Consider the following 18,581-nt stretch of genomic DNA (forward strand, 5'->3'; position numbering starts at 1 on the left):
GCCTCCTCGACGGTACGTGACCGGACTAGCGTGACGGCGTCCCCGTGCGCACCACGGTGGTCTCGCCGGGGCGCAGGGTCCGCAGGCGGCCGGTCAGGTGTCGGCGGGCGAAGGCGCCGGGGATGGTCTCCGGGCCCTGGGTGAGGTGATGCCAGCCTTCCAGGTGGATGGGGATGACCGTGGGCGCGGCGAGGATCTCGGCGGCGTGGGCGGCCTGGTCGCTGCTGAGGGTGAGGTAGGCGTCCATGAGCGGGCTGCGGCCGCGGCCGGCGAACAGGATCGCGACGTCGATCGGGCCCGCGTGGTCGGCGACGTCGCGCACGACGGCGAGTGAGGCGTTGTCGCCGCTGACGTAGACGGTCGGCACCCCTGCGCCGGACAGGACGAACCCTCGTACCTCGCCGGTGAGGTGCTCGGTGCCGGCCGGGCCGTGCTGTGCCGGTACGCCGGTGACGCGCAGCAGTTCGCCGTCCGGGCGGGGCAGGGTGACGCTGCGCCACACGGGCAGCTCCCGGGTGGCGCCGCCGAGCCGTTCCTGGGCGGAGGCCGTACTGAGCACCAGCGGCACCCGGTCGAGGAACCGGCGTCCGGCGTCGTCCAGGTTGTCCGGATGCTGGTCGTGGGACAGCAGCACCGCGTCCACCCGGCCGACCGTCTCCGCCGGGACCGCGGGCCCGGTCGTCTTCACCAGGACGCGTTCGCCGACCGGGTGGTCGCCGGGCGGATCGAAGGTGGGATCGGTGAGCAGCCGCAGCCCGCCGATCTCGATCAGCACGGTAGGCCCGCCGACCAACTGGACGGTGATCGGCGCCACCGTGCGCGTGCCGGGTGATGATGACGTGCTCATACCTCGATGATGCGCCCCGCGCCCGGATCACCGTGAAGCCGGACCGTCCGCCGCGTCACCTCCGGGCGGCTCACGCGGGGTGAAGCGGTCGGCAGCGGTTCCGTGCCCGCGTCGAGCCGGTGCCTTCCGGGCGATGTCCGGCCCGGGCGGGGGCCGCTGTCGAGCGATCAACGGCGGTGGTAACGTCCGATACAGGGGGAAATATGGACACTTTGTCCATCAATACGATCCGTGGCCTGTGTATGGACGCGATCCAGCGGGCCGAGTCGGGGCATCCGGGCACGCCGATGGACATCGCGCCGGTCGCCTACACGCTGTGGCAACGGTTCCTGCGGTTCGACCCTTCGCATCCGATCTGGCCGAACCGCGATCGCTTCGTCCTCTCCGAGGGCCACGCCTCGGCGTTGCTGTGGTCGCTCCTGCACCTGACGGGTGTGCGCGCCGTCGACTCCGACTACGAGGTGCTCGGCCGGCCCGCGGTCACCATGGACGACCTGAAGACGTTCCGCCGGCTGGACTCGCACGCTCCGGGCCATCCGGAATACCGCTGGACGAGCGGGGTGGAGGCGACCACGGGACCGCTCGGCCAGGGCGTGGCGATGTCGGTGGGCATGGCGATGGCCGGCCGGTGGCTCGCGGCGCGGTACAACCGGGACGGTTTCCCGCTCTTCGACTTCGACGTCTACGCGCTGGCGGGGGACGGCTGCATGATGGAGGGGATCTCCTCGGAGGCCGCCTCCCTCGCCGGACACCAGCGGCTGTCCAACCTGTGCTGGATCTACGACTCCAACCGGGTCACCATCGAAGGGCACACCGACATCACCTTCACCGAGGACCTGGCGGCACGCTTCATCGCCTATGGCTGGAACGTGACGACCGTCGCGGACGCGAACGACGTCGCCCAGGCCACCAGGGCGCTGCACTCGTTCAGATCGGAGCACCAGCGGCCCACGCTGATCGTCGTCCACAGCCACATCGGCTACGGCTCCCCGCTGGAGGACCTGCCGAAGGTGCACGGCGAGCCCCTGGGCGCCGAGGCGGTCAGGGCGACCAAACGTTTTCTGGGCATGCCGGAAGACGCCGACTTCCTCGTCCCGGACGGGGTGTACGACTGGTTCGCGGAGGGGATCGGCCGGCGGGGCGCGAACGCCCGAGCCGACTGGGAGGTGCGCTTCAAGGAGTACGCGGGCGTCCACCCGGCGCTGGCCGACGAGATCGAGCGTATGCTGCGCCGGGAGTTGCCGGACGGCTGGGAGGGCGCCCTGCCCGTGTTCCCGGCCGATCCCGAGGGCATGGCGACCCGCGCGTCGTCCGGACAGGTGCTCAACGCGCTGGCGGAGGCCGTGCCGTGGCTGCTGGGGGGTTCGGCGGATCTCGCGCCGTCGACCAAGACCCGCCTCGTCTTCGACGGCGCCGGAGACTTCGAGTCCGGCGACCGCAGCGGACGTAACCTGCACTTCGGGGTCCGGGAACACGCCGCGGCCGCGATCGCCAACGGCATGGCGCTGACCAAGCTCCGCTCGTACTGGTCGGGATTCCTGATCTTCTCCGACTACGCCCGGGGTGCGATCCGGCTGTCCGCGCTGATGGAACTCCCGGTCGTGCACATCTTCACCCACGACTCCATCGGGGTCGGTGAGGACGGGCCCACACATCAGCCGGTGGAGCAGTTGGCGTCGCTCCGGGCCATGCCCGGGCTGCTGGTCTTCCGGCCGGCCGACGCCAACGAGGTCGCCGAGACGTGGCGGATCATCGCCGGACTCCATCGGGAGCCGGCCGCCCTGGCCCTGTCCAGGCAGCCGCTTCCGACACTGGACCGATCACGGCTCGGCGACGCCGAGGGGGTCGCGAAGGGCGCCTACGTGCTCGCGGACCCGCCGGACGGGCCGATCGACGTCATCCTGCTCGCCACCGGCTCGGAGGTGGCGCTGGCGCTCGACGTGCGGGAGGAACTGGCAGGGGAGGGCATCGGCACCCGGGTGGTGAGCATGCCGTGCTGGGAGCTGTTCGATCGGCAACCGCGTGAGTACCGGGATCGGGTACTGCCGCCGGAGGTGACCGCCCGGGTGAGCATCGAGCAGGCGTCGACGCTGGGCTGGGAGCGGTACGTGGGGCCCGGGGGCGCCACCGTCGGCATGCACACCTTCGGTGCGTCGGCGCCGCTCAGGCAACTGCTCACGAAGTTCGGCTTCACCCCGGAGAAGGTGTCCCTGATAGCTCGCGAGCTGGTGAGGACGCGGAAGAAGGCCGGGTGAAGCCGACCCGGGCATCGCACGAACCCGGCCGGAGCCGGAGACAACTGGGGGAACCATGGCAACGGACAAACCCATGCAACTGGGCATGGTGGGCCTGGGGCGGATGGGCGCCAACCTCGTTCGCCGGCTGATGCGGGACGGGCATGACTGCGTCGTGTACGACGTCAGCGAAAGCGCCGTCCACGATCTCCAGGAGGAGGGCGCGACCGGCGCCAGATCGCTGCCCGACCTCGTGGGCAGGCTCGCCCGGCCCAGGGCCGTGTGGCTCATGCTTCCCGCCGGTGTCGTCGAATCCACGCTCGACCAGCTGGCGGAGGTGCTCGACCCCGGCGACGTGGTGATCGACGGCGGCAACTCCTACTACCGCGACGACATCACCCGCGCCCGCCGGCTCGCCGCCCGGCGGCTTCACTACATCGACTGCGGCACCTCCGGCGGAGTGTGGGGGCTCGAACGCGGCTACTGCCTGATGATCGGCGGCGAGGACGAGATCGTCGGACGGCTCGACCCGATCTTCGCGACCATCGCTCCCGGCATCGGGACCGTGGAGCCGACGCCTGGACGGTCCCGCGACGGCACCGCCCCGTCCGGCTATCTGCACTGCGGCCCCAACGGAGCCGGGCACTTCGTGAAGATGGTGCACAACGGTGTGGAGTACGGAATGATGGCCTCGATCGCCGAGGGCATGTCCATCATCAGGCATGCGAACGCGGGCAGGGACAAGCGCACGGTCGACGCCGAGACCGCCCCGCTTCGCGACCCGGAGGCATACCAGTACGACATCGACGTCGCCGAAGTCGCCGAGGTGTGGCGCCGCGGCTCGGTGGTGTCCTCGTGGCTGGTCGATCTGCTGGCCGGCGCGCTGGCCCGCTCCCCGGACCTCGACGATTTCCGCGGGCGCGTCTCCGACTCCGGCGAAGGGCGCTGGACCCTGATCGCCGCGATCGAGGAAAGCGTGCCCGCCCCGACCATCAACGCGGCACTGTTCGAACGGTTCTCCTCACGCGGGCTCGGCCACTACGCCGATGCGGCACTCTCGGCCATGCGGTCCGAGTTCGGCGGCCACGCCGAGAAGGAGTCGTGATGCGCCACCACACGTCCGCCCGCCGGGTACGGCCGGCGAGCGGGTCAGGGAAGGCACCGCACGCCGAGCTCGATGGCGCCGGTGATGCCGGAGTGGTCGCCGAGCGAAGGACCGACCACGTAGTCGTCCATGGCGGACCGGTCGGTCAGCGCCGGTATGGCCGGATAGCCGGCGGCGAGGTCGAACGCGCGCGCCCGGATTCGGGCCATCAGCCCGGCGCGCTTGGCGACGCCGCCGCCGATGATGATCCGCTCGGGCGACAGCGTGTAGGTCAGGTTCATGACGGCGTGGGCGAGGTATTCGGCCTCCAGCTCCCACACCGCCGGCTCGTCCAGGTTCTCGGGACGCTGTCCCCACCGACGGCGCATTGCCTCGCCCGAGGCGAGCCCTTCCAGACAGTCACCGTGAAAGGGGCAACTGCCTGCGAACACGTCCCGGCTGCGATCGTGCGGGACGCGGATGTGGCCGAACTCCGGATGCAGGAGACCGTGCAGCAGCCGGCCGTTCGCCACGGTTCCCAGGCCGATGCCGGTGCCGACCGTCATGTAGGCGACCGTTTCCAGCCCTTGCCCGGCTCCGCGCCGCCACTCGCCCAGTGCGGCGGCGTTCACGTCGGTGTCCAGGCCGACAGGGACGTGCAGCGCGGTGCGCAGCGGGGAGACGACGTCGGTGTGGGCCCAGCCGGGCTTGGGCGTGGCCATGATGTGGCCGTACGTCGGTGAGCCCGCGCGCAGGTCCACGGGGCCGAAACTGCCCACGCCGATCGCGGCGAGCGTGCGGTGGTCCCGGAAGAAGCGCACGGCGGCTGCGATGGTCGTCCGCGGTGTGGTCGTCGGTATCACGCCGGTCGCGACAACGTGTCCGTGGGCGTCGGCGACGGCGCACACCCATTTGGTCCCGCCCGCCTCGATCCCGCCGTAGAGCGGCGTCGTGCTCATCGCCGTCAGCCCTTCAGGGAGCCCTGGAGCAGGGCCTTGACGAAGTGGCGCTGGAAGATGAGGAAGATCACGAGCGTGGGGGTCAGGATCAGCAGCGATCCGGCGCACAGCAGCGGGATGTCGGTGCCCCACTGGCCCTGGAAGGCGCCCAGGGCGCCGGACATGGTGCGCTTGGCCGGGTCGTCGACGAGGACGATGGCCAGCAGGAACTGGTTCCAGGTCCAGAGAAACAGCAGGATGCCCAGGGACGAGATCGCCGGCATGGCGAGGGGGATGTGGATGCGCCGGAACAGCTGCCACACGTTGGCGCCGTCCATCCGTGCGCTCTCGGACAGCTCCGCCGGCATGTTGACGAAGTGGGCGCGCATCCAGAAGACGCCGAACGGCATGAACAGGCCGATGAGCGGCAGGATGATGGCCCAGCGCGTGTTCAGCAGCCCCATGTCGCGGATCTGGTAGTACAGCGGCGTGATGATGCCCTCGAAGGGGAGGGTGAGCCCGAGCACGAACAGCAGGAAGACGACGCGGGCGCCGATCACGCGCAGGTGGCCGATGGCGAAGCCGGCCATCGTGCTCAGCAGGATCGAGATCGGGACCACGCCCAGCACGATGAGGACGCTGGACTTCAGCAGCTCGCCCATGTTCGCGGCCTCGAAGGCCCGCAGGAAGTTGCCCCACTGTGGGGAGTCGGGCCAGGCCAGTCCGGCCGGGTAGGTTTTCGATGGGTGCAGGGCAGTGACGAACAGGCTGAGGAACGGCAGGAGCGTGACCGCCATCAGGAGGATGAGCAGCAGCCTGCCGATCCATGCCTCCCGCCGCGAGGTGATCATCGGTTGGCGTCCTTTGCGAACCACTGGATGGGAAGGGCACAGGCGATCACGAGGACCATGAGCACCACGGCCAGGGCCGAGGCCGTGCCCACCTGGCGTTCGAAGAAGGCCAGGTAGAAGATCTGCAGGCCGGGCACCATGGTGGTGTTGCCGGGGCCTCCCTGGGTGGCGATGTAGATGATGTCGAAGCTGGCCAGGGCCGCGGTGACGGTCACGGTGACGCAGACCGCGATCTCCTGCCGCAGGCTGGGGACCGTGATGGAGGCGAACTCCCGCCACGCGCCGGCGCCATCCAGCCGGGCGGCCTCGTACAGCGCCGGGTCTATCTTGCTCATGCCGGCCAGGAGCAGCAGCGTGCACAGGCCGAGGAGCACCCAGGCGCCGATCATGCCGACCGCCGGCAGGGCGGTGGCGAAGTCGCCCAGCCAGGCCCGGGTCACCCCGCCGAGGCCGACGAGCCTGAGCAGCTGGTTGATCACTCCGGTGGAGGCCAGCAGCCAGCTCCAGGCGATGCCGGCGGCCACCAGCGGGATGACCTGTGGCAGGAAGAGCACGGTTCGCGCTACGAGGGCGAGCCGGCTGGCGGCGATGCGCCGGATGGTCGCGGCGATCGCCAGGCCCAGTACGACCGGGATCACGCTGAAGAACACGATCAGTTCGAACGCGTTGATCAGCGAGTTGAACAGGTCCGGATCGGTGAACACCTTGCCGTAGTTGGCCACGCCCACCCACGTGGACGGCCCGATGCCGTTCCACTCGTACATCGAGTACTGGAACGTCAAGGCGATCGGGCGCAGGACGAACACCGCGTAGAACGCGAGCGCCGGGATGACGAACAGCCAGCCGGCCAGGCCGCGCGCGCCGCGCAGCTTGGTCGCGGCCGGCCGCCGGTGCGCGGGCTGCGTGGCGAAAGGCCGGGCCATCAACGCACTCAGTTCCCTTCGAGCTGGCCGGCGTAGTCGGCCTGAACCGTCTTCAGCAGCTCTTGCGCCGTCTCCTGCCCGGCCACCAGCTTCTGCAGACCCGGGGTCCAGCTCTTGGCGTAGATGGCGCCGGTGGCGTTGGCGATGAAGTCCATGGCGCCGTCGTCCTTGGCGACATCCGCCCCGGCTGCCAGGGTGCCGGCGGTGACCTTGTCCGATGCCACGGCCGGCATGTAGGCGTCGGCCGGTCCCATCGGATGTGATCCGCCGACCTCGACGCCGATCTCGCGGGCCCGCTTGTCGGTGGCCACCCAGTTGAGGAAGAAGGCGGCGCAGTCGGCGTTCTTGGCGTTCGCGGCGATCCCGAAGGCGAGGGGTGCCGACATGGCGGTGTACTTGCCGCCCTGCTGCACCGGCGGCATCAGGGAGAAGCCGACGTTGCCCGGCATCTGCTTGTCGAGGTTGCCCGACTCCCAGTCGCCGTTGAACATGAACAGGCCCTGGCCGTCGATGAAGCGGCTCATCATGGTGGCGTAGTCGACCGCGTTGACGTCCTTCTGGAAGTACCCTGCCTTGATCCACCGCTCCAGGTGCTGGGCGGCCTGCAGGTTCGACGGGGTGTCGATGGTGGCGCCCGGCTTCTGGAAGATCCAGTCGTTGATCGGCCCTGTCGGCCCGTAGGAGGCCATGAGATTCTGCAGCGGGAACGCCAGGCCGCCGGTGGCTCCGCCGTTGAACTGCAGGATGGGCGTGATGCCCGCGCTCTTGGCCTTCCCCAGCGCTTGGTCGAGCTCCGCCAGCGTGGTGGGCGGCGCGGCCATGCCGATCTGCGCGGCGAGCTTCTTGTTGTAGAAGACGCCGGTGATGCTGAAGTTGAGCCCGAGGGCGTACAGGGATCCCTCACCGCGCGGGCGGCCACCCGGGCCCAGCCGCAGCTGTTCGAGCTGCGAGGCCGGCCACTTGTCCCAGCCGAAGGCCTGCGCGTAGCCGTCGAGGTTCTTCAGCAGGTTGTCCTTGACCAGCTCCGAGACCTGGGGCAGACGCATCAGGTCGGGCGGGTTGTCCGCCAGCACCCGCGGGGCGTTCTGGGTGATCACCGCGAACTGGTCCTCGCGGATGTTCCATGTGACGTTCGGGTGCTGCTTGGTGAACTCGGTGGTCAGCGCCTTGGCTATCGGGAAGCCGGTTTCGAAGTAGCCGTTCATCGTGATCGGCGCCGAGCCGCAGGTAGGAGCCGCCGACACCGACGACGTGGCGGTGCCGCCGGCTGCGGGCTGCGGGCTGTTGTTGCCGGGAGCCGCGCAGGCGGCGGCCAGCGTCCCCATGGCGATCACAAGCGCGACCCCGGCCCTGCCAGGGGGAACGTGACGAGCCATGTGCATCTCCTCTGCTGTGTGGGACAATCGGCACCCGGCTGATGTCCCGACTTCGTTGCTAAATCGGGTTAGCGCCCGTAGTCTCACCACGCGCGTCGCACGATGTCAACCCCCTGTAACACACTCTTGACGATCGGAGATTCTGGGTGAGCCGACGACGGGTCACGCTGGCCGATGTGGCCAAGGCCGCAGGTGTCTCGCGCCCGACCGCCTCGCTGGTGCTGTCAGGCCGCGGCCGGGAGCTGCGCATCTCCCAGGACGTCGAGCAGCGTGTTCTGAGAGCCGCCAAGGAGTTGCAGTACCGGCCCAACATCGTCTCCGTGGGCCTGCGTACGGGCACCTCCCGGACGATCGGCTTCGTCTCCGACACCGTCGCCACCTCACGGCTGGCCGGTGACATGATCAAGGGAGCGCTGGAGGCCGCCCGCGACCGCGGCTTCATGCTGTTCATCGGCGAGACCGAAGGCGACGCCGAACTCGAACGCCTCCTGCTTCAGGCCATGTACGACCGCCAGGTCGACGGGCTCATCCTGGCCTCGATGTTCACCCGCACCATCAAGCTGCCCAAGGCCATCACGGCCGCCCCCGCCGTACTGCTCAACGCGCTGCCCAAGCAGCCCACCACCCTGCCCGCCGTCCTGCCCGACGAGGTCGAGGCCGGCCGCCGCGCGGCCCGCGTCCTGCTCGACGCCGGCCACCGCGACGGTATCTACCTGATCGGCGTCGGCCCGGGCCTGCGCGACGTGCCCTCCGACAGCCTCGCCGCGGTGGAGCGGCTCGTCGGCATCCGTGAGGCGCTCGGCGAGGTGGGCGTCAAGGTGGCGGGCGCCCGCACCTGCCCCGACTGGCAGCCGGAGTACGGCCTCGCGGCGACGCGCGACCTCCTGCGAAGCGCCCAGCCGCGCGCACTGATCTGCTTCAACGACCGGATCGCGATGGGCGCCTACCAGGCGCTCGACGACTTCGGGCTCAAGGTGCCCGCGGATGTCTCCGTCGTCTCCTTCGACGACCATCCCATCGCCTCGTGGATGCGACCCCAGTTGACCACCGTGGCGCTGCCCCACTACGAACTGGGCCGCAAGGCTGTGGACGTGCTGTTCACCGAGATCGACCGCGATCGCCCGGACAGCGACCGGGTGGGCGAGGTGTATCGGGTTTCGATGCCCGTCCGCACCCGTGAATCCGTCGCACCGTCCGCGAAGTCGCTCGGCTGAAGGTGGCGCCCAAGGTGCCGGCCGCGAGCGGGAGCGGGCGAAGTTCCACCGGGTCGAGAGCGGCGAGAGTGACCTGTACCCGCGGCTGACTCCGGTGATGATCACGTCCTGAGCGACACCCGAGCCGCAGCCTTCACCGTGGTCCAGTGCGAAGATCCACACTCCGGTACATGCTGTCGTGCCGGGGGTCGTGGATCGACAACGAGAGGCCCCGCTGCCTAGCCTTTTTCGAGGCGGACGACCTCTTCCAGGACTATGCGCATGCCGGTGATCCGATCCCGGCCGAGGTGCTGTGCCCACCGCCGCTCGATGTCCCCGAGGATGCGAGCGGCGGCAACCTGTGCCTCCATTCCCCGTTCGGTCAGTCGGATGATCTTGGCACGATGGTCGTCCGGATCGGTCGTCCGCTCGACGTAGCCGTGCCGCTCGAGCTCGGTGACCACCTCACCGAGCGCCTGCTTGGAGAGCCCTGAGCGTTCGGCGAGCCCGGTCAGCCGCGAGCCCTCGGCGTCGATGAACCGGAAAACGGCGCCGTGGCTGTAACGGATCCCCTCGAACCCCTCCTCGTCGAGCCGCCGGTGCAGCTCCGCGAGCGTGACGTCCTTGGCCTGCGTGAACAGGGCGGGAAGCGGGATCTCGCTCACACCTTGGTCGCCCTGCCTTCCGGCGCGCGTCGTCATCCTGGGCACCCCCTTCCGTCGTGATTCGTCAGGCGACTTGACAATACCGTACCGGCAGATAGTACGGTCACCTTACTATCTGCGGCCGCTCCGGCTGGTCGCGTATCAATACCGGCAACCCCATAGGGAATGATCATGACCAGTTCGGACCCACAACGCTTCCAGCCCGCCGGCATCGACCCGGCCGAGGTCAAGGCCCTGGCTGAGCGGGTGAGAGGCCCGGTGCTCACACCCGAAGACGAGGGCTACGACACCGAGCGGGCCGGGTACCAGCTCGCTCGTCAGCATCGGCCCGACCTCGTGGTCGGCGCGACCGGAACCGCGGACGTGCGGGCCGTGGTGGAGTTCGCGAGAAGCCACGCGCTCCCGGTGGCCGTGCAGGGCACCGGACATGCGTCAGCCGGCATCGCCGGTGAGGGCGGAGTGCTGATCAACACCACTCGGATGACGGGTGTCCGGGTGAACCTCGAGGCGAAGACGGCCTGGGTGGCAGCCGGCACCCGCTGGGACGAAGTGATCCACGAGACCGCGCCTGCCGGGCTGGCGCCGCTGTCAGGCTCCTATCCGGGCCTCGCCGTGGTGTCCTACACCCTGGCCGGCGGACTCAGTCTGCTCTCCCGGCGCTACGGCTACGCCGCCGATCACGTGCGCAGCATCGACGTCGTCACAGCGGACGGCCGGCTGCGGCATGTCACCGAGGAGTCCTACCCGGACCTGTTCTGGGGACTACGTGGCGGCCGGGACAACTTCGGTGTGGTGACCGGCATCGAGATCGGCCTCGTGCCGATCACCACCCTTTACGGCGGATCACTGCAGTTCCCCGGCGAACTGGCCGCCGAGGTGTTCGACACCTACCTACGCTGGACGGCCACCGTGCCCGATGAGATGAGCTCATCGATCATGCAGATGTCCTACCCGGACATCCCCGCGTTCCCGGAGGCATTACGCGGCCGACAGGCCGTCCATGTCCGCATCGCCTACGCCGCGGACGTGCTCGATGCCGCCGAGAGCCTGGTCGAGCCGTTGCGGGCACTCGGCCCGATGGGCGACACCCTCGGCGTACTGCCCTACCCGGAAGCCGGGTCCATCTACGCCGATCCGCCCTTTCCCGGATTCATCGAGGCCGGTACCACCCTGCTCGGCGAGCTCGACACCACGGCGGTACGCACCATCCTCGATCTGGCCCCACCCCACGCGCCGGTGCCGCACATCTTCGAACTGCGTCACCTCGGCGGCCGACTCGCCCTCCCGCCGGCCGTCGCCAACGCCGTGGGCCACCGGGACGCGCGATACCTGTTCAACGTGGTCTCCCGGCTGGAACGGGCCGACATCACCGAAATCCGGCCGGCACACAAACGCATGCTCGAAGCGCTCGCCCCGTGGAGCACCGGCGGCCGTCTCCTGAACTTCATGAACGGCGAGGACGCCGCCAAGGAGGTGCGCTCGGCTTACGAGCCCGAGGACTACCGGCGCCTCACCGAAATCAAGGCTGTCTACGATCCTGACAACACTTTCCGGCTCAATCACAACATCCCACCCGCCAAGCCGTAGACCCCACATCGGCCTGCACTCGCCTGCCCTGGTTCCGGGGTCGAGGAACGACGGGACAACCCTGAACTGTTCGAGCAGGACCGAATTCAATTCCTGTGCGGCCGGGGCATTTACCATTCCTGCCTCCGGCCCCGGAGCTCTCCTCCAAGTGGTGCGGGAGTTGGCCAGCGGGGGTTGCCCCAGACTGACGGCGGGGGCTTTGAGCCTTCGGGCAGACCGACGCCTCGTCAACACCTGGTGAGCCGGCACACGGCACTCCACAGACGACGGCCCTACAGCGGCCACGCGGGAGGTATGTACGGCAAGGGCGTGGAGCGGGCGGCGGTGTCGGCCGGTGACGGAGCCGGGCAGAAGCGGCCCCGGCCGGGCAGTGTCCCGGTGGCGAGGAAGGCGACCAGCGCCGCGTCGGCGCAGCTGCCGAGCCCGATGACGCCGTGGCCGCCCTGGTCGACCGTGATCATGACGGCCCGCCGTCCGAGCGTCTCGCGCAGGCCGCGTGCGCCTGCCAGGGGCGTGGAGGGGTCGCGGGTGTTCTGCACAATCAGGACATTGCGCGGCCCGTGACCGGTGACCGTCACCGGCGGGTCGACGGGCCGGGTCGGCCAGGCCGCGCATGGCCACAGGTTCGAGGGCATGCCCGCCGTCACCGGCCACGCCTTTCGGTCGGCCGTCACCTGCCGGGCGTGCAACGCCAGGCTGCGTGGCCAGGCGGCGTCGTCGCAGATCACCGCGTAGAGGGCGGCGAGGTGGTTGTCCGCCGGTATCTGCGCTGTCGTCCATGCCCCCGCCGGCAGAGCCCAGCCGGTTGAGACGCGTCAGGATGGCGGCGTCCATGGGGGATCCCGAGACGGCGGCCGTGAGCTGCTGCCAGAACTCGGCGATGGCGGGGAAGTGGCCGTCGTAGTAGAGCCCCACTCGGGTGATCTCGCGCAGTGCGTTGCCGTCGAGCACGAGGCCTCCCTCGACCGGCAGGGGCTCCCGGTCCAGGGCCGCGATCAGCCGATCGAACGTGCGCCTGACCTCCTCCGGCGTCGTGGGCGCGGTAGTCCAGCGGCACCCGCAGAGTCGCGCACTGCTGGCGAGGATCGCGCGGGACGCCGGATTCCACCGGCGGGCACTCGCCCCAGACCGGGGCCGCTCTCTCGGCCGGCCAGGCGGCTTCGGCCACCGCCTCCGGCGTGCCGATCCGGGCCTCGGCCGACGTGGTCGCGCCTGCCGTCGTGGTGGTCACCATCGCCGTGGCGATGAACATGGACAGCGTTGATTGCAGACTTAATCGCACTGACACTCCTTCTTGAAAGGAACAGATGCTTTCTTGATGACAGGCAAATCGGCACTGCCGGGTACGCGAGCCCGTTGCTCAGAATGGTTCGTGGGGCACTTCGGTCGAAGATGTGGCGCGACCGGCCGTCGGGCCGGGCCCATTCGCGTAAGCCATGCCGGCGATGACAGATGCTCTTTCCGAGCACGCACACGTACAAGATCGCTACTGGCGGGGATGCTTCCCCGGCCGTCCGATCGGTGTTCAGCTGCTTCGGATGATGTTCTACTGCTCGTCGAGAAAGACTTCTTCGATCGTCAGGTCGAACACCTTGGCGAGGCGGAAGGCGACGGGAAGGCTCGGGTCGAACTTGCCTTTTTCGATCGCGTTGATCGTCTGCCTCGACACGCTGATCCGCTGAGCCAGATCAGCCTGTGTCCAATCGCGTTCGGCCCGGAGCTCCGTAATACGGTTCTTCATCGGTATCTGATCATGCCAGCCGCAAAGGCGATCAGGAAGACGACTCCCAGGAGCGCGGGCAGGACTGCGGTGTTGACGTCGAAAGTGATGAGGCCGGCGGCATCCGCGACGACATAGGCGAATCCGCCGACCCACCCTGCTCCGAAGGAGATGGCCAGCGCCTCCTGCATGACCTTGCGCTGCAACTCATCGATTCTCTGAAGAAAGCGAGTGAAGGCGACGATCCATCCGATGCCGACGGCCAGGTTGACGGCGACCGCGGCCCAGCTTGCCACCGGTTGCTGAGAGCCCCACAAGAGTTCGGGACCGAACTTGGCTGAGGCGAGGGTCGCCGTCCAGGCGAGTGTCCAGAGTGCGAGCCGGACGGTTGCCTTGGTCGACTCCCGGTAGTCCCCGGTCGGGATGTGTGCTTGCACGGGGGGCCCTCCTGTGGCGAGAAGTCAAGGACACTTGACACGGTAGGAGGAGGCCGCCGTGATGTCAAGTGTGCTTTACATCGGCCGGTTCGACCCCTGGTCGGGGCGCCATGGGACGGTCATCAGTTCCGCCCGACAATGTGCGGCCCGGGCGACGCTGCTTCCGGTCATCGCTGTCAACCAGAAGCCGACGTGATCGATCTGCGGCAACCCCGCAGCCGGGCAGCATGACGGCCGCCTACGGCATGCTCCAAGTCATCGTCGCGCTCACCCAGAACGGGCCGTAAACACCAGGGGATGGCCCGCGCCGGCGCGGGTCACCGCTCAGAGCGGCCCATCTGACGGTTGCCCCTCAGCGGCCGGCCCCGGCCTGACGTCGAGCTGTTTGCTCATGTCGAGCTCGAACTTGCCGTACAGGTTCAGATGGGAGAACAGAGCCGACAGGGCACGCCGGTCGGCGTCGGTGAGCTTCTTGCGCCACTTCGGCTCGGCGAGGACGGGGCAGGTGGCCAGGTGCTGCCCGTACGGCACGGTGAGCACTTGTAGCCCTTTCCCCACACCTCGGTGACGTCGTCGAGGCGGAGGAAGGCCAGTTCGCTGCGGTGCCCGACAACGCCGGCGATCATCGCGAGGTCAACTACGACACCGACGAGCGCGAGCCGCCTCGTCAGATGCCCAGCGCGGCGAGGTGGCGGGAGGGACGATGACGTCGCCAGGCGACGGCCAGGAAGGCGATCAGTCCGAGGACGGGCAGGGTGCAAAGGGCCCAGCTCAGTGCCAGCGGTGGGCCGGGCTGGTCGAGGACCGTGACGTTGTCCAGAGTGCCTGTTCCCTGTCCCTGGGGTCCGTTGATGGCGAAGGTGAAGCTCCACTTTCCGGCCGTGGACAGCGATTGGATGTCCAAGCCCCAGACGTCGCGTTTGCGTGGATGGCGAGACAGCGGACCCGCCTCGCGCCTGCCTCCTTTCATGCCGGGGCCGGTCATGCTGAGGGTGCCGGATTTGCCGGTCAGTCCCCCGTCAGGGGCGAAGGTGAAGTCCAGCGACTGCATGGCGCGCAGCGGCCACGTGGAGAAGCCCACGGTCAGGTGGTACGGGCCGGCCTGCACCTGCTCGGTGTGCACGACCTCGACCGGCGCGTACGCCTGCTCTGGCTCCGCCGGCGCGTAAGCCTTGGCGGACGGGGCCGAGACCGGGATCACAACTGCCATGATGCACACGGCGAGAAGCAGGCTGCGGGCGCGGTGCTTCGGCGCGTGGCGCGTGGCGCGGGCCGGTCGCGGCCGTGGCAGCAGGTACGTTCGGACGTGCATCCGGTCAGCGACCTTCCTGGTCGGCGGCGGGGGTGTTGAGGCGCAGCAGGACGGCGAAGCGGGCGGCGAGGTAGCCGGCCAGGGCACCGAACGCCAGCCCAACGAGCACGTCGATCAGCACCGTGGTCGCCGATGTGGTGGCCTGGCCCATCGGCCCTCTCCCCGCCCCTGCGCGCAGCATCGACGTCTGCACGAGCATGGACAGGCTCACCACCACGCCGCCGGCGGCACCGACGAGCTGCGGCAGCCAGCGGGCCGACCAGCCCCGCCCACGCCCCAGCCAGAGCAGCCCCTCGATCACCAGGGCCGCGGCGAGCATGAACATCGGTATGCCGGCCGGAAGCTGAGGCGCCATGTCCATGAGGTTGTCCCGCAGAGGCAGCCCGACGTAGTCGGCGTATGCCCTCGAGGCCCACGGCGAGAACCACCAGAGAAACAGCTGCATGGCGCCGAGGACGACCGCGATGGACAGGGCCACCTGTCGGTGCCGCAGGGTGATCGCTCCCATGAGCACGAAGCAGACGGCGAAGAAGACGGTGCCCGCGAGCTTGGGGTCGAGAGGAAGAGGCACTCTCTGGAAGGCGTACGTGGTGATCGGGGTGAACGTCATCAGCACGGGGATGCTGACGATGAGCCCGATCCGCCCCCGGCGCTGCGCGCGGGCGGCGGCGAAGACGATGACGCTGCCGACCATGGTCAGGCTGATGGAGATGAACAGGGCGACGTGCGGCGGGGAGTCCAGTACGGCGTCGAAGCCGTACAGGGAGTGCCACCACAGGTCGAGTAGGCCGTAGAGCAGGAATAACGCGCCGCCGGTCCCGGCGACGAGGTATCCCAGGGGCGCGGTGAACGTGCCGCCGAGAACCCGGACCGGACTGCCGCCGGCGGCGGGGTCGGCGGGGCGCCCGGCCCGTTGGGCGAAGGTGGCGCGCAGCACCATCACCAGGCTGGCGATGCCGGCGATGGCGCTGCCGGAGTACAGGATCAGGTGGGGCAGGGTGAAGAAGGTGTCCGGGCCGACCTCGATGTGCCACTGCACATCCCAGCTGAGGCCCACCGTGGACATCAGCGTTCCGGCCAGCACGGTGTACGCGCCGACCACGCCGGTCGCCGGCCGGTCGGACGGAGAGGGCCCGCCTCGGCCGGTCGGCGCGGATACGGGAACAGGATTCATCGGACATGCCTTTCTCGGAATGGGTGTGCGCGACTAAGGGGAAACCGTGAGCGGGAAGACGAGCCGGTCGCGACGGCCGTCGCCGTCCACGGCGACGAGGAACTCCCACCGGCCGGGCATCATCAGCGGAAGGCCGGCCACGTGGTAGCTGTTGTCGGAGACGCGTATGGCTGGGAGGTCGGGTACCGCGTGGCCTGCGGTGGGCAGCACTGCGGAGACCGTGACGACCGGTGATGACCGGACGGCCGCGTTACGCGCCACGACCCGGACATCGACCGCGGTGACTCCGGTGACGGGCGCGGAAACCGTCAGGGTCACCACATCGTGGGCGGTGCCGCCTGTGAGGGTCACCGCGCCCCGCGGGACGGAGTCGGACGCGGGCCGCGTCCCACCTGACCACGGCGCCCACAGGGCATGAACCGACAGTGCGGTGAGCAGGATCGCCGCCACGAGCACCGCGGCTACCAGGAACCGCCGACCGGATGGGCTCACGGAGTCTTCTCCGTGCCGGTGACGTGGAGCAGGTAGGGGACGGTCAGGAGCGTGTTGTCGCGCTCGGCCTGGATCCACACCCGGTAATAGCCGGCGGCCGGGAAGGTGTAGACGAAGGCGACGTCGGGGCCGTAGGCGGCGACGGTCTCATCGGCGATGCCATCGCCATTGACGGAGGTCAGCCCGCTCATCGAATGCAGCTCCGAGGAGGAGGCCGACGATGTCGGCGACGAGTGCGGCCCTCTGTGCGGCCCCCTGTGCGGCGTCTCCTGCGTGCCGCTCTCCTCGTGAGCGCTGTCCGGCATCGCGCCCATGGAGTGGGAATGGGCCCACAGCTGGGCCTTCTGCGTCTGCGCCCCCACCGCTGCCGTGGGCGAGAGCGGACCGACGACGATCAGGTGGCCGACCATGCCGAGCCAGGGCTGCAGGGTCGCCGTGTCCCCCACGCGGGCGGTCAGGACAGTGGCCTTGCCCGCCACCAGCGACGACGCGGACAGTCGCACCTCGACCCCGGCCACGGTCCGCGAACCGGTCCCTGCCTGCGCCGGAGCGTCGCCGGCCGTGGTCCGCGCGCCGGAGCTGGACACCGCGTCGAGGCCGGTGGCGGAGCGCAGTTGTTGGACGCCGCCGCCCCGGCGGGCGAACTCGGCGGAGACCGCGTAATGGCCTGCCTCGGGCAGCGACAACGGGACCTCGAATGCGCCGGGTCCGGTCCGTACGGGGTGCAAGTGCCACAATTGTCCCGAAGGGCCGATGGCCAGCAGGTGCATCAGTGCGCCGTCGTGGACGACAACGTCGTCCAGGGGCAGGCCGGTGGCAGCGTCCGACAGTTTCAGCTGCAGCTCGGCGATCTCACCCGCCCGGTCCGTGGAGGACGACAGCAGCAGTGTGGCGGGCGGGCGCGAGTAGTCGCCGGTCTGCTGCCCGACGGAGGCGTAGGGATCATTGACGCCGTCGATCGTGGCGTCCACCTGGCCGCCCTGAGACGGCGGCAGCGGCAGCTGGGACGACAGCAGCGCCCCGGTGACCGCCACGGTCAGACAGGCCACGAGCCCGCCGCCCGGCACCAGTGTCCACCAGCCGCGCCGCGCCCGTACGGCGACCACGACGGTGACGAGGATGAGCGCCCCAGCGCCGGAGAAGCCCAGGTAGGCCGCGCTCTCCGCGGGCGAGGTGGTCTGCTTCGGCACGATGAACGGAATCGTCGCGGTCCGCTGCCCGTCGCTGAGCGACAACTCCCACGGGCCGGCCTGGGTGACGTCCAGCACCGCGGAGTAGGTTCCCGGCCGGCTCCCCAGTGTGACCACGGCGGTGTCGACGACCGTGCCGGTCGCCGAGGCCACGGACGCGGAGGAGGAGACCCCGGTGGGTACTGCCGCCAGGTTGAGGGCACCGGCGGGCGTGCCCGCGTGGGTGAACACATCCACGTGCAGCGGTCCGGGCACCCCGGTGACCCGTCGCAGGATGACGGTCAGCTCCCGGTCGCCGAGCGTCTGGGCGACGTGCAGGTCGCCGCCGCCGTTGGAGTCCGCCCCGGCCTGTGGGCTCATGGCGAGTATCAGGGCCACGGCGGTCAGCACGACGGCGAGCGCGGCGCCGAGGCGGTGCCGGGGATCAGGAGCCGTGCGCGGAAACGTGTCGCACTCCCTCGTAGGAGCGGCGGAATCGTTCATCGTGCGGGCAGCCTAGGCAGGCCGCCCGCCGCTGTCGTCACGGCGCCAGGGGACAAGGGTCCCCCGGACGGGGGA

Annotated in this window: 18 protein-coding genes; 4 read left to right on the top strand and 14 right to left on the bottom strand. The window is 69.5% G+C overall.

The features are described 5' to 3' along the window. Nucleotides 1-25: 25 nt before the first annotated feature. On the bottom strand, nt 26-847 hold the full coding sequence (locus tag QSK26_RS31765) for an MBL fold metallo-hydrolase (protein ID WP_285778986.1): 822 nt from the start codon (nt 845-847) through the stop codon (nt 26-28). 203 nt (nt 848-1,050) lie between these two features. On the opposite strand from QSK26_RS31765, the gene tkt reads away from it, so the two are divergent. Together tkt and gnd are read left to right on the top strand one after the other, a co-directional pair. Beyond that, the gene (gene tkt, locus QSK26_RS31770; protein ID WP_285778987.1) at nt 1,051-3,102 is read left to right on the top strand and encodes a transketolase; all 2,052 of its coding nucleotides are present in this window, start codon (nt 1,051-1,053) and stop codon (nt 3,100-3,102) included. A 55-nt stretch (nt 3,103-3,157) separates the two neighbouring features. Continuing rightward, a complete protein-coding gene (gene gnd / locus QSK26_RS31775) occupies nt 3,158-4,186 on the top strand; it encodes a phosphogluconate dehydrogenase (NAD(+)-dependent, decarboxylating) (protein WP_285778988.1) in 1,029 nt (342 codons plus the stop codon). 44 nt (nt 4,187-4,230) lie between these two features. Here the strand turns inward: gnd and QSK26_RS31780 are convergent, their stop codons facing one another. From QSK26_RS31780 to QSK26_RS31795, 4 genes are read right to left on the bottom strand one after another with little or no spacing between them, the layout of a single operon-like run. Further along, complete coding sequence (locus QSK26_RS31780; protein WP_285778989.1) at nt 4,231-5,124, bottom strand: ROK family protein; 894 nt, start codon at nt 5,122-5,124, stop codon at nt 4,231-4,233. A 5-nt stretch (nt 5,125-5,129) separates the two neighbouring features. Further along, nucleotides 5,130-5,954: a carbohydrate ABC transporter permease gene (locus QSK26_RS31785; protein WP_285778990.1), complete on the bottom strand. Its 825-nt coding sequence runs from the start codon at nt 5,952-5,954 to the stop codon at nt 5,130-5,132. Next, complete coding sequence (locus QSK26_RS31790) at nt 5,951-6,877, bottom strand: carbohydrate ABC transporter permease (RefSeq protein ID WP_285778991.1); 927 nt, start codon at nt 6,875-6,877, stop codon at nt 5,951-5,953. The genes QSK26_RS31785 and QSK26_RS31790 overlap by 4 nt, the downstream gene beginning before the upstream one ends. An 8-nt stretch (nt 6,878-6,885) precedes the next feature. Next, on the bottom strand, nt 6,886-8,253 hold the full coding sequence (locus QSK26_RS31795; protein ID WP_285778992.1) for an ABC transporter substrate-binding protein: 1,368 nt from the start codon (nt 8,251-8,253) through the stop codon (nt 6,886-6,888). A 146-nt stretch (nt 8,254-8,399) separates the two neighbouring features. On the opposite strand from QSK26_RS31795, the gene QSK26_RS31800 reads away from it, so the two are divergent. After that, on the top strand, nt 8,400-9,467 hold the full coding sequence (locus QSK26_RS31800; protein ID WP_285778993.1) for a LacI family DNA-binding transcriptional regulator: 1,068 nt from the start codon (nt 8,400-8,402) through the stop codon (nt 9,465-9,467). A gap of 218 nt (nt 9,468-9,685) precedes the next feature. Here the strand turns inward: QSK26_RS31800 and QSK26_RS31805 are convergent, their stop codons facing one another. Beyond that, a complete protein-coding gene (locus QSK26_RS31805) occupies nt 9,686-10,147 on the bottom strand; it encodes a MarR family winged helix-turn-helix transcriptional regulator (protein WP_285778994.1) in 462 nt (153 codons plus the stop codon). Between the two features lie 135 nt (nt 10,148-10,282). On the opposite strand from QSK26_RS31805, the gene QSK26_RS31810 reads away from it, so the two are divergent. After that, nucleotides 10,283-11,698, top strand: a complete 1,416-nt coding sequence (locus QSK26_RS31810) for an FAD-binding oxidoreductase (RefSeq protein WP_285778995.1) — start codon at nt 10,283-10,285, stop codon at nt 11,696-11,698. A 272-nt stretch (nt 11,699-11,970) separates the two neighbouring features. Here QSK26_RS31810 and QSK26_RS31815 read toward each other — a convergent pair whose 3' ends face one another. The 8 genes from QSK26_RS31815 to QSK26_RS31850 form a co-directional block, all read right to left on the bottom strand. Continuing rightward, entirely contained in the window at nt 11,971-12,426 is a 456-nt protein-coding gene (locus tag QSK26_RS31815; RefSeq protein ID WP_285778996.1) for an alpha/beta hydrolase, read from the bottom strand. 818 nt (nt 12,427-13,244) lie between these two features. Next, complete coding sequence (locus QSK26_RS31820) at nt 13,245-13,439, bottom strand: helix-turn-helix transcriptional regulator (RefSeq protein ID WP_285778997.1); 195 nt, start codon at nt 13,437-13,439, stop codon at nt 13,245-13,247. Continuing rightward, entirely contained in the window at nt 13,436-13,855 is a 420-nt protein-coding gene (locus QSK26_RS31825) for a hypothetical protein (RefSeq protein WP_285778998.1), read from the bottom strand. Before QSK26_RS31825 ends, QSK26_RS31820 begins: the two co-directional genes overlap by 4 nt. Before the next feature lie 324 nt (nt 13,856-14,179). Next, entirely contained in the window at nt 14,180-14,395 is a 216-nt protein-coding gene (locus QSK26_RS31830) for a hypothetical protein (protein ID WP_285778999.1), read from the bottom strand. Nucleotides 14,396-14,522: 127 nt separating this feature from the next. Further along, on the bottom strand, nt 14,523-15,065 hold the full coding sequence (locus tag QSK26_RS31835) for a hypothetical protein (protein ID WP_285779000.1): 543 nt from the start codon (nt 15,063-15,065) through the stop codon (nt 14,523-14,525). Between the two features lie 106 nt (nt 15,066-15,171). After that, the gene (locus QSK26_RS31840; RefSeq protein WP_285779001.1) at nt 15,172-16,341 is read right to left on the bottom strand and encodes a hypothetical protein; all 1,170 of its coding nucleotides are present in this window, start codon (nt 16,339-16,341) and stop codon (nt 15,172-15,174) included. Between the two features lie 33 nt (nt 16,342-16,374). Beyond that, nucleotides 16,375-16,833 carry a hypothetical protein gene (locus tag QSK26_RS31845; RefSeq protein ID WP_285779002.1) on the bottom strand — a complete coding sequence of 153 codons (459 nt, stop codon included), beginning with the start codon at nt 16,831-16,833 and terminating at the stop codon, nt 16,375-16,377. Further along, nucleotides 16,830-18,506, bottom strand: coding sequence for a hypothetical protein (locus tag QSK26_RS31850; protein WP_285779003.1), 1,677 nt, complete (start codon nt 18,504-18,506; stop codon nt 16,830-16,832). Before QSK26_RS31850 ends, QSK26_RS31845 begins: the two co-directional genes overlap by 4 nt. Nucleotides 18,507-18,581: the final 75 nt, after the last annotated feature.

Origin of the sequence: Microtetraspora sp. NBRC 13810 (assembly GCF_030268685.1) — a bacterium.
GTDB lineage: Bacteria > Actinomycetota > Actinomycetes > Streptosporangiales > Streptosporangiaceae > BSRQ01.

Coding starts and splice junctions, on each gene's coding strand:
- QSK26_RS31810 (WP_285778995.1), top strand. CDS start 10,283: ATGACCAGTTCGGACCCACAACGCTTCCAGCCCGCCGGCATCGACCCG.
- tkt (WP_285778987.1), top strand. CDS start 1,051: ATGGACACTTTGTCCATCAATACGATCCGTGGCCTGTGTATGGACGCG.
- gnd (WP_285778988.1), top strand. CDS start 3,158: ATGGCAACGGACAAACCCATGCAACTGGGCATGGTGGGCCTGGGGCGG.
- QSK26_RS31785 (WP_285778990.1), bottom strand. CDS start 5,954: ATGATCACCTCGCGGCGGGAGGCATGGATCGGCAGGCTGCTGCTCATC.
- QSK26_RS31805 (WP_285778994.1), bottom strand. CDS start 10,147: ATGACGACGCGCGCCGGAAGGCAGGGCGACCAAGGTGTGAGCGAGATC.
- QSK26_RS31820 (WP_285778997.1), bottom strand. CDS start 13,439: ATGAAGAACCGTATTACGGAGCTCCGGGCCGAACGCGATTGGACACAG.
- QSK26_RS31790 (WP_285778991.1), bottom strand. CDS start 6,877: ATGGCCCGGCCTTTCGCCACGCAGCCCGCGCACCGGCGGCCGGCCGCG.
- QSK26_RS31795 (WP_285778992.1), bottom strand. CDS start 8,253: ATGGCTCGTCACGTTCCCCCTGGCAGGGCCGGGGTCGCGCTTGTGATC.
- QSK26_RS31765 (WP_285778986.1), bottom strand. CDS start 847: ATGAGCACGTCATCATCACCCGGCACGCGCACGGTGGCGCCGATCACC.
- QSK26_RS31850 (WP_285779003.1), bottom strand. CDS start 18,506: ATGAACGATTCCGCCGCTCCTACGAGGGAGTGCGACACGTTTCCGCGC.
- QSK26_RS31840 (WP_285779001.1), bottom strand. CDS start 16,341: ATGAATCCTGTTCCCGTATCCGCGCCGACCGGCCGAGGCGGGCCCTCT.
- QSK26_RS31780 (WP_285778989.1), bottom strand. CDS start 5,124: ATGAGCACGACGCCGCTCTACGGCGGGATCGAGGCGGGCGGGACCAAA.
- QSK26_RS31835 (WP_285779000.1), bottom strand. CDS start 15,065: ATGGCAGTTGTGATCCCGGTCTCGGCCCCGTCCGCCAAGGCTTACGCG.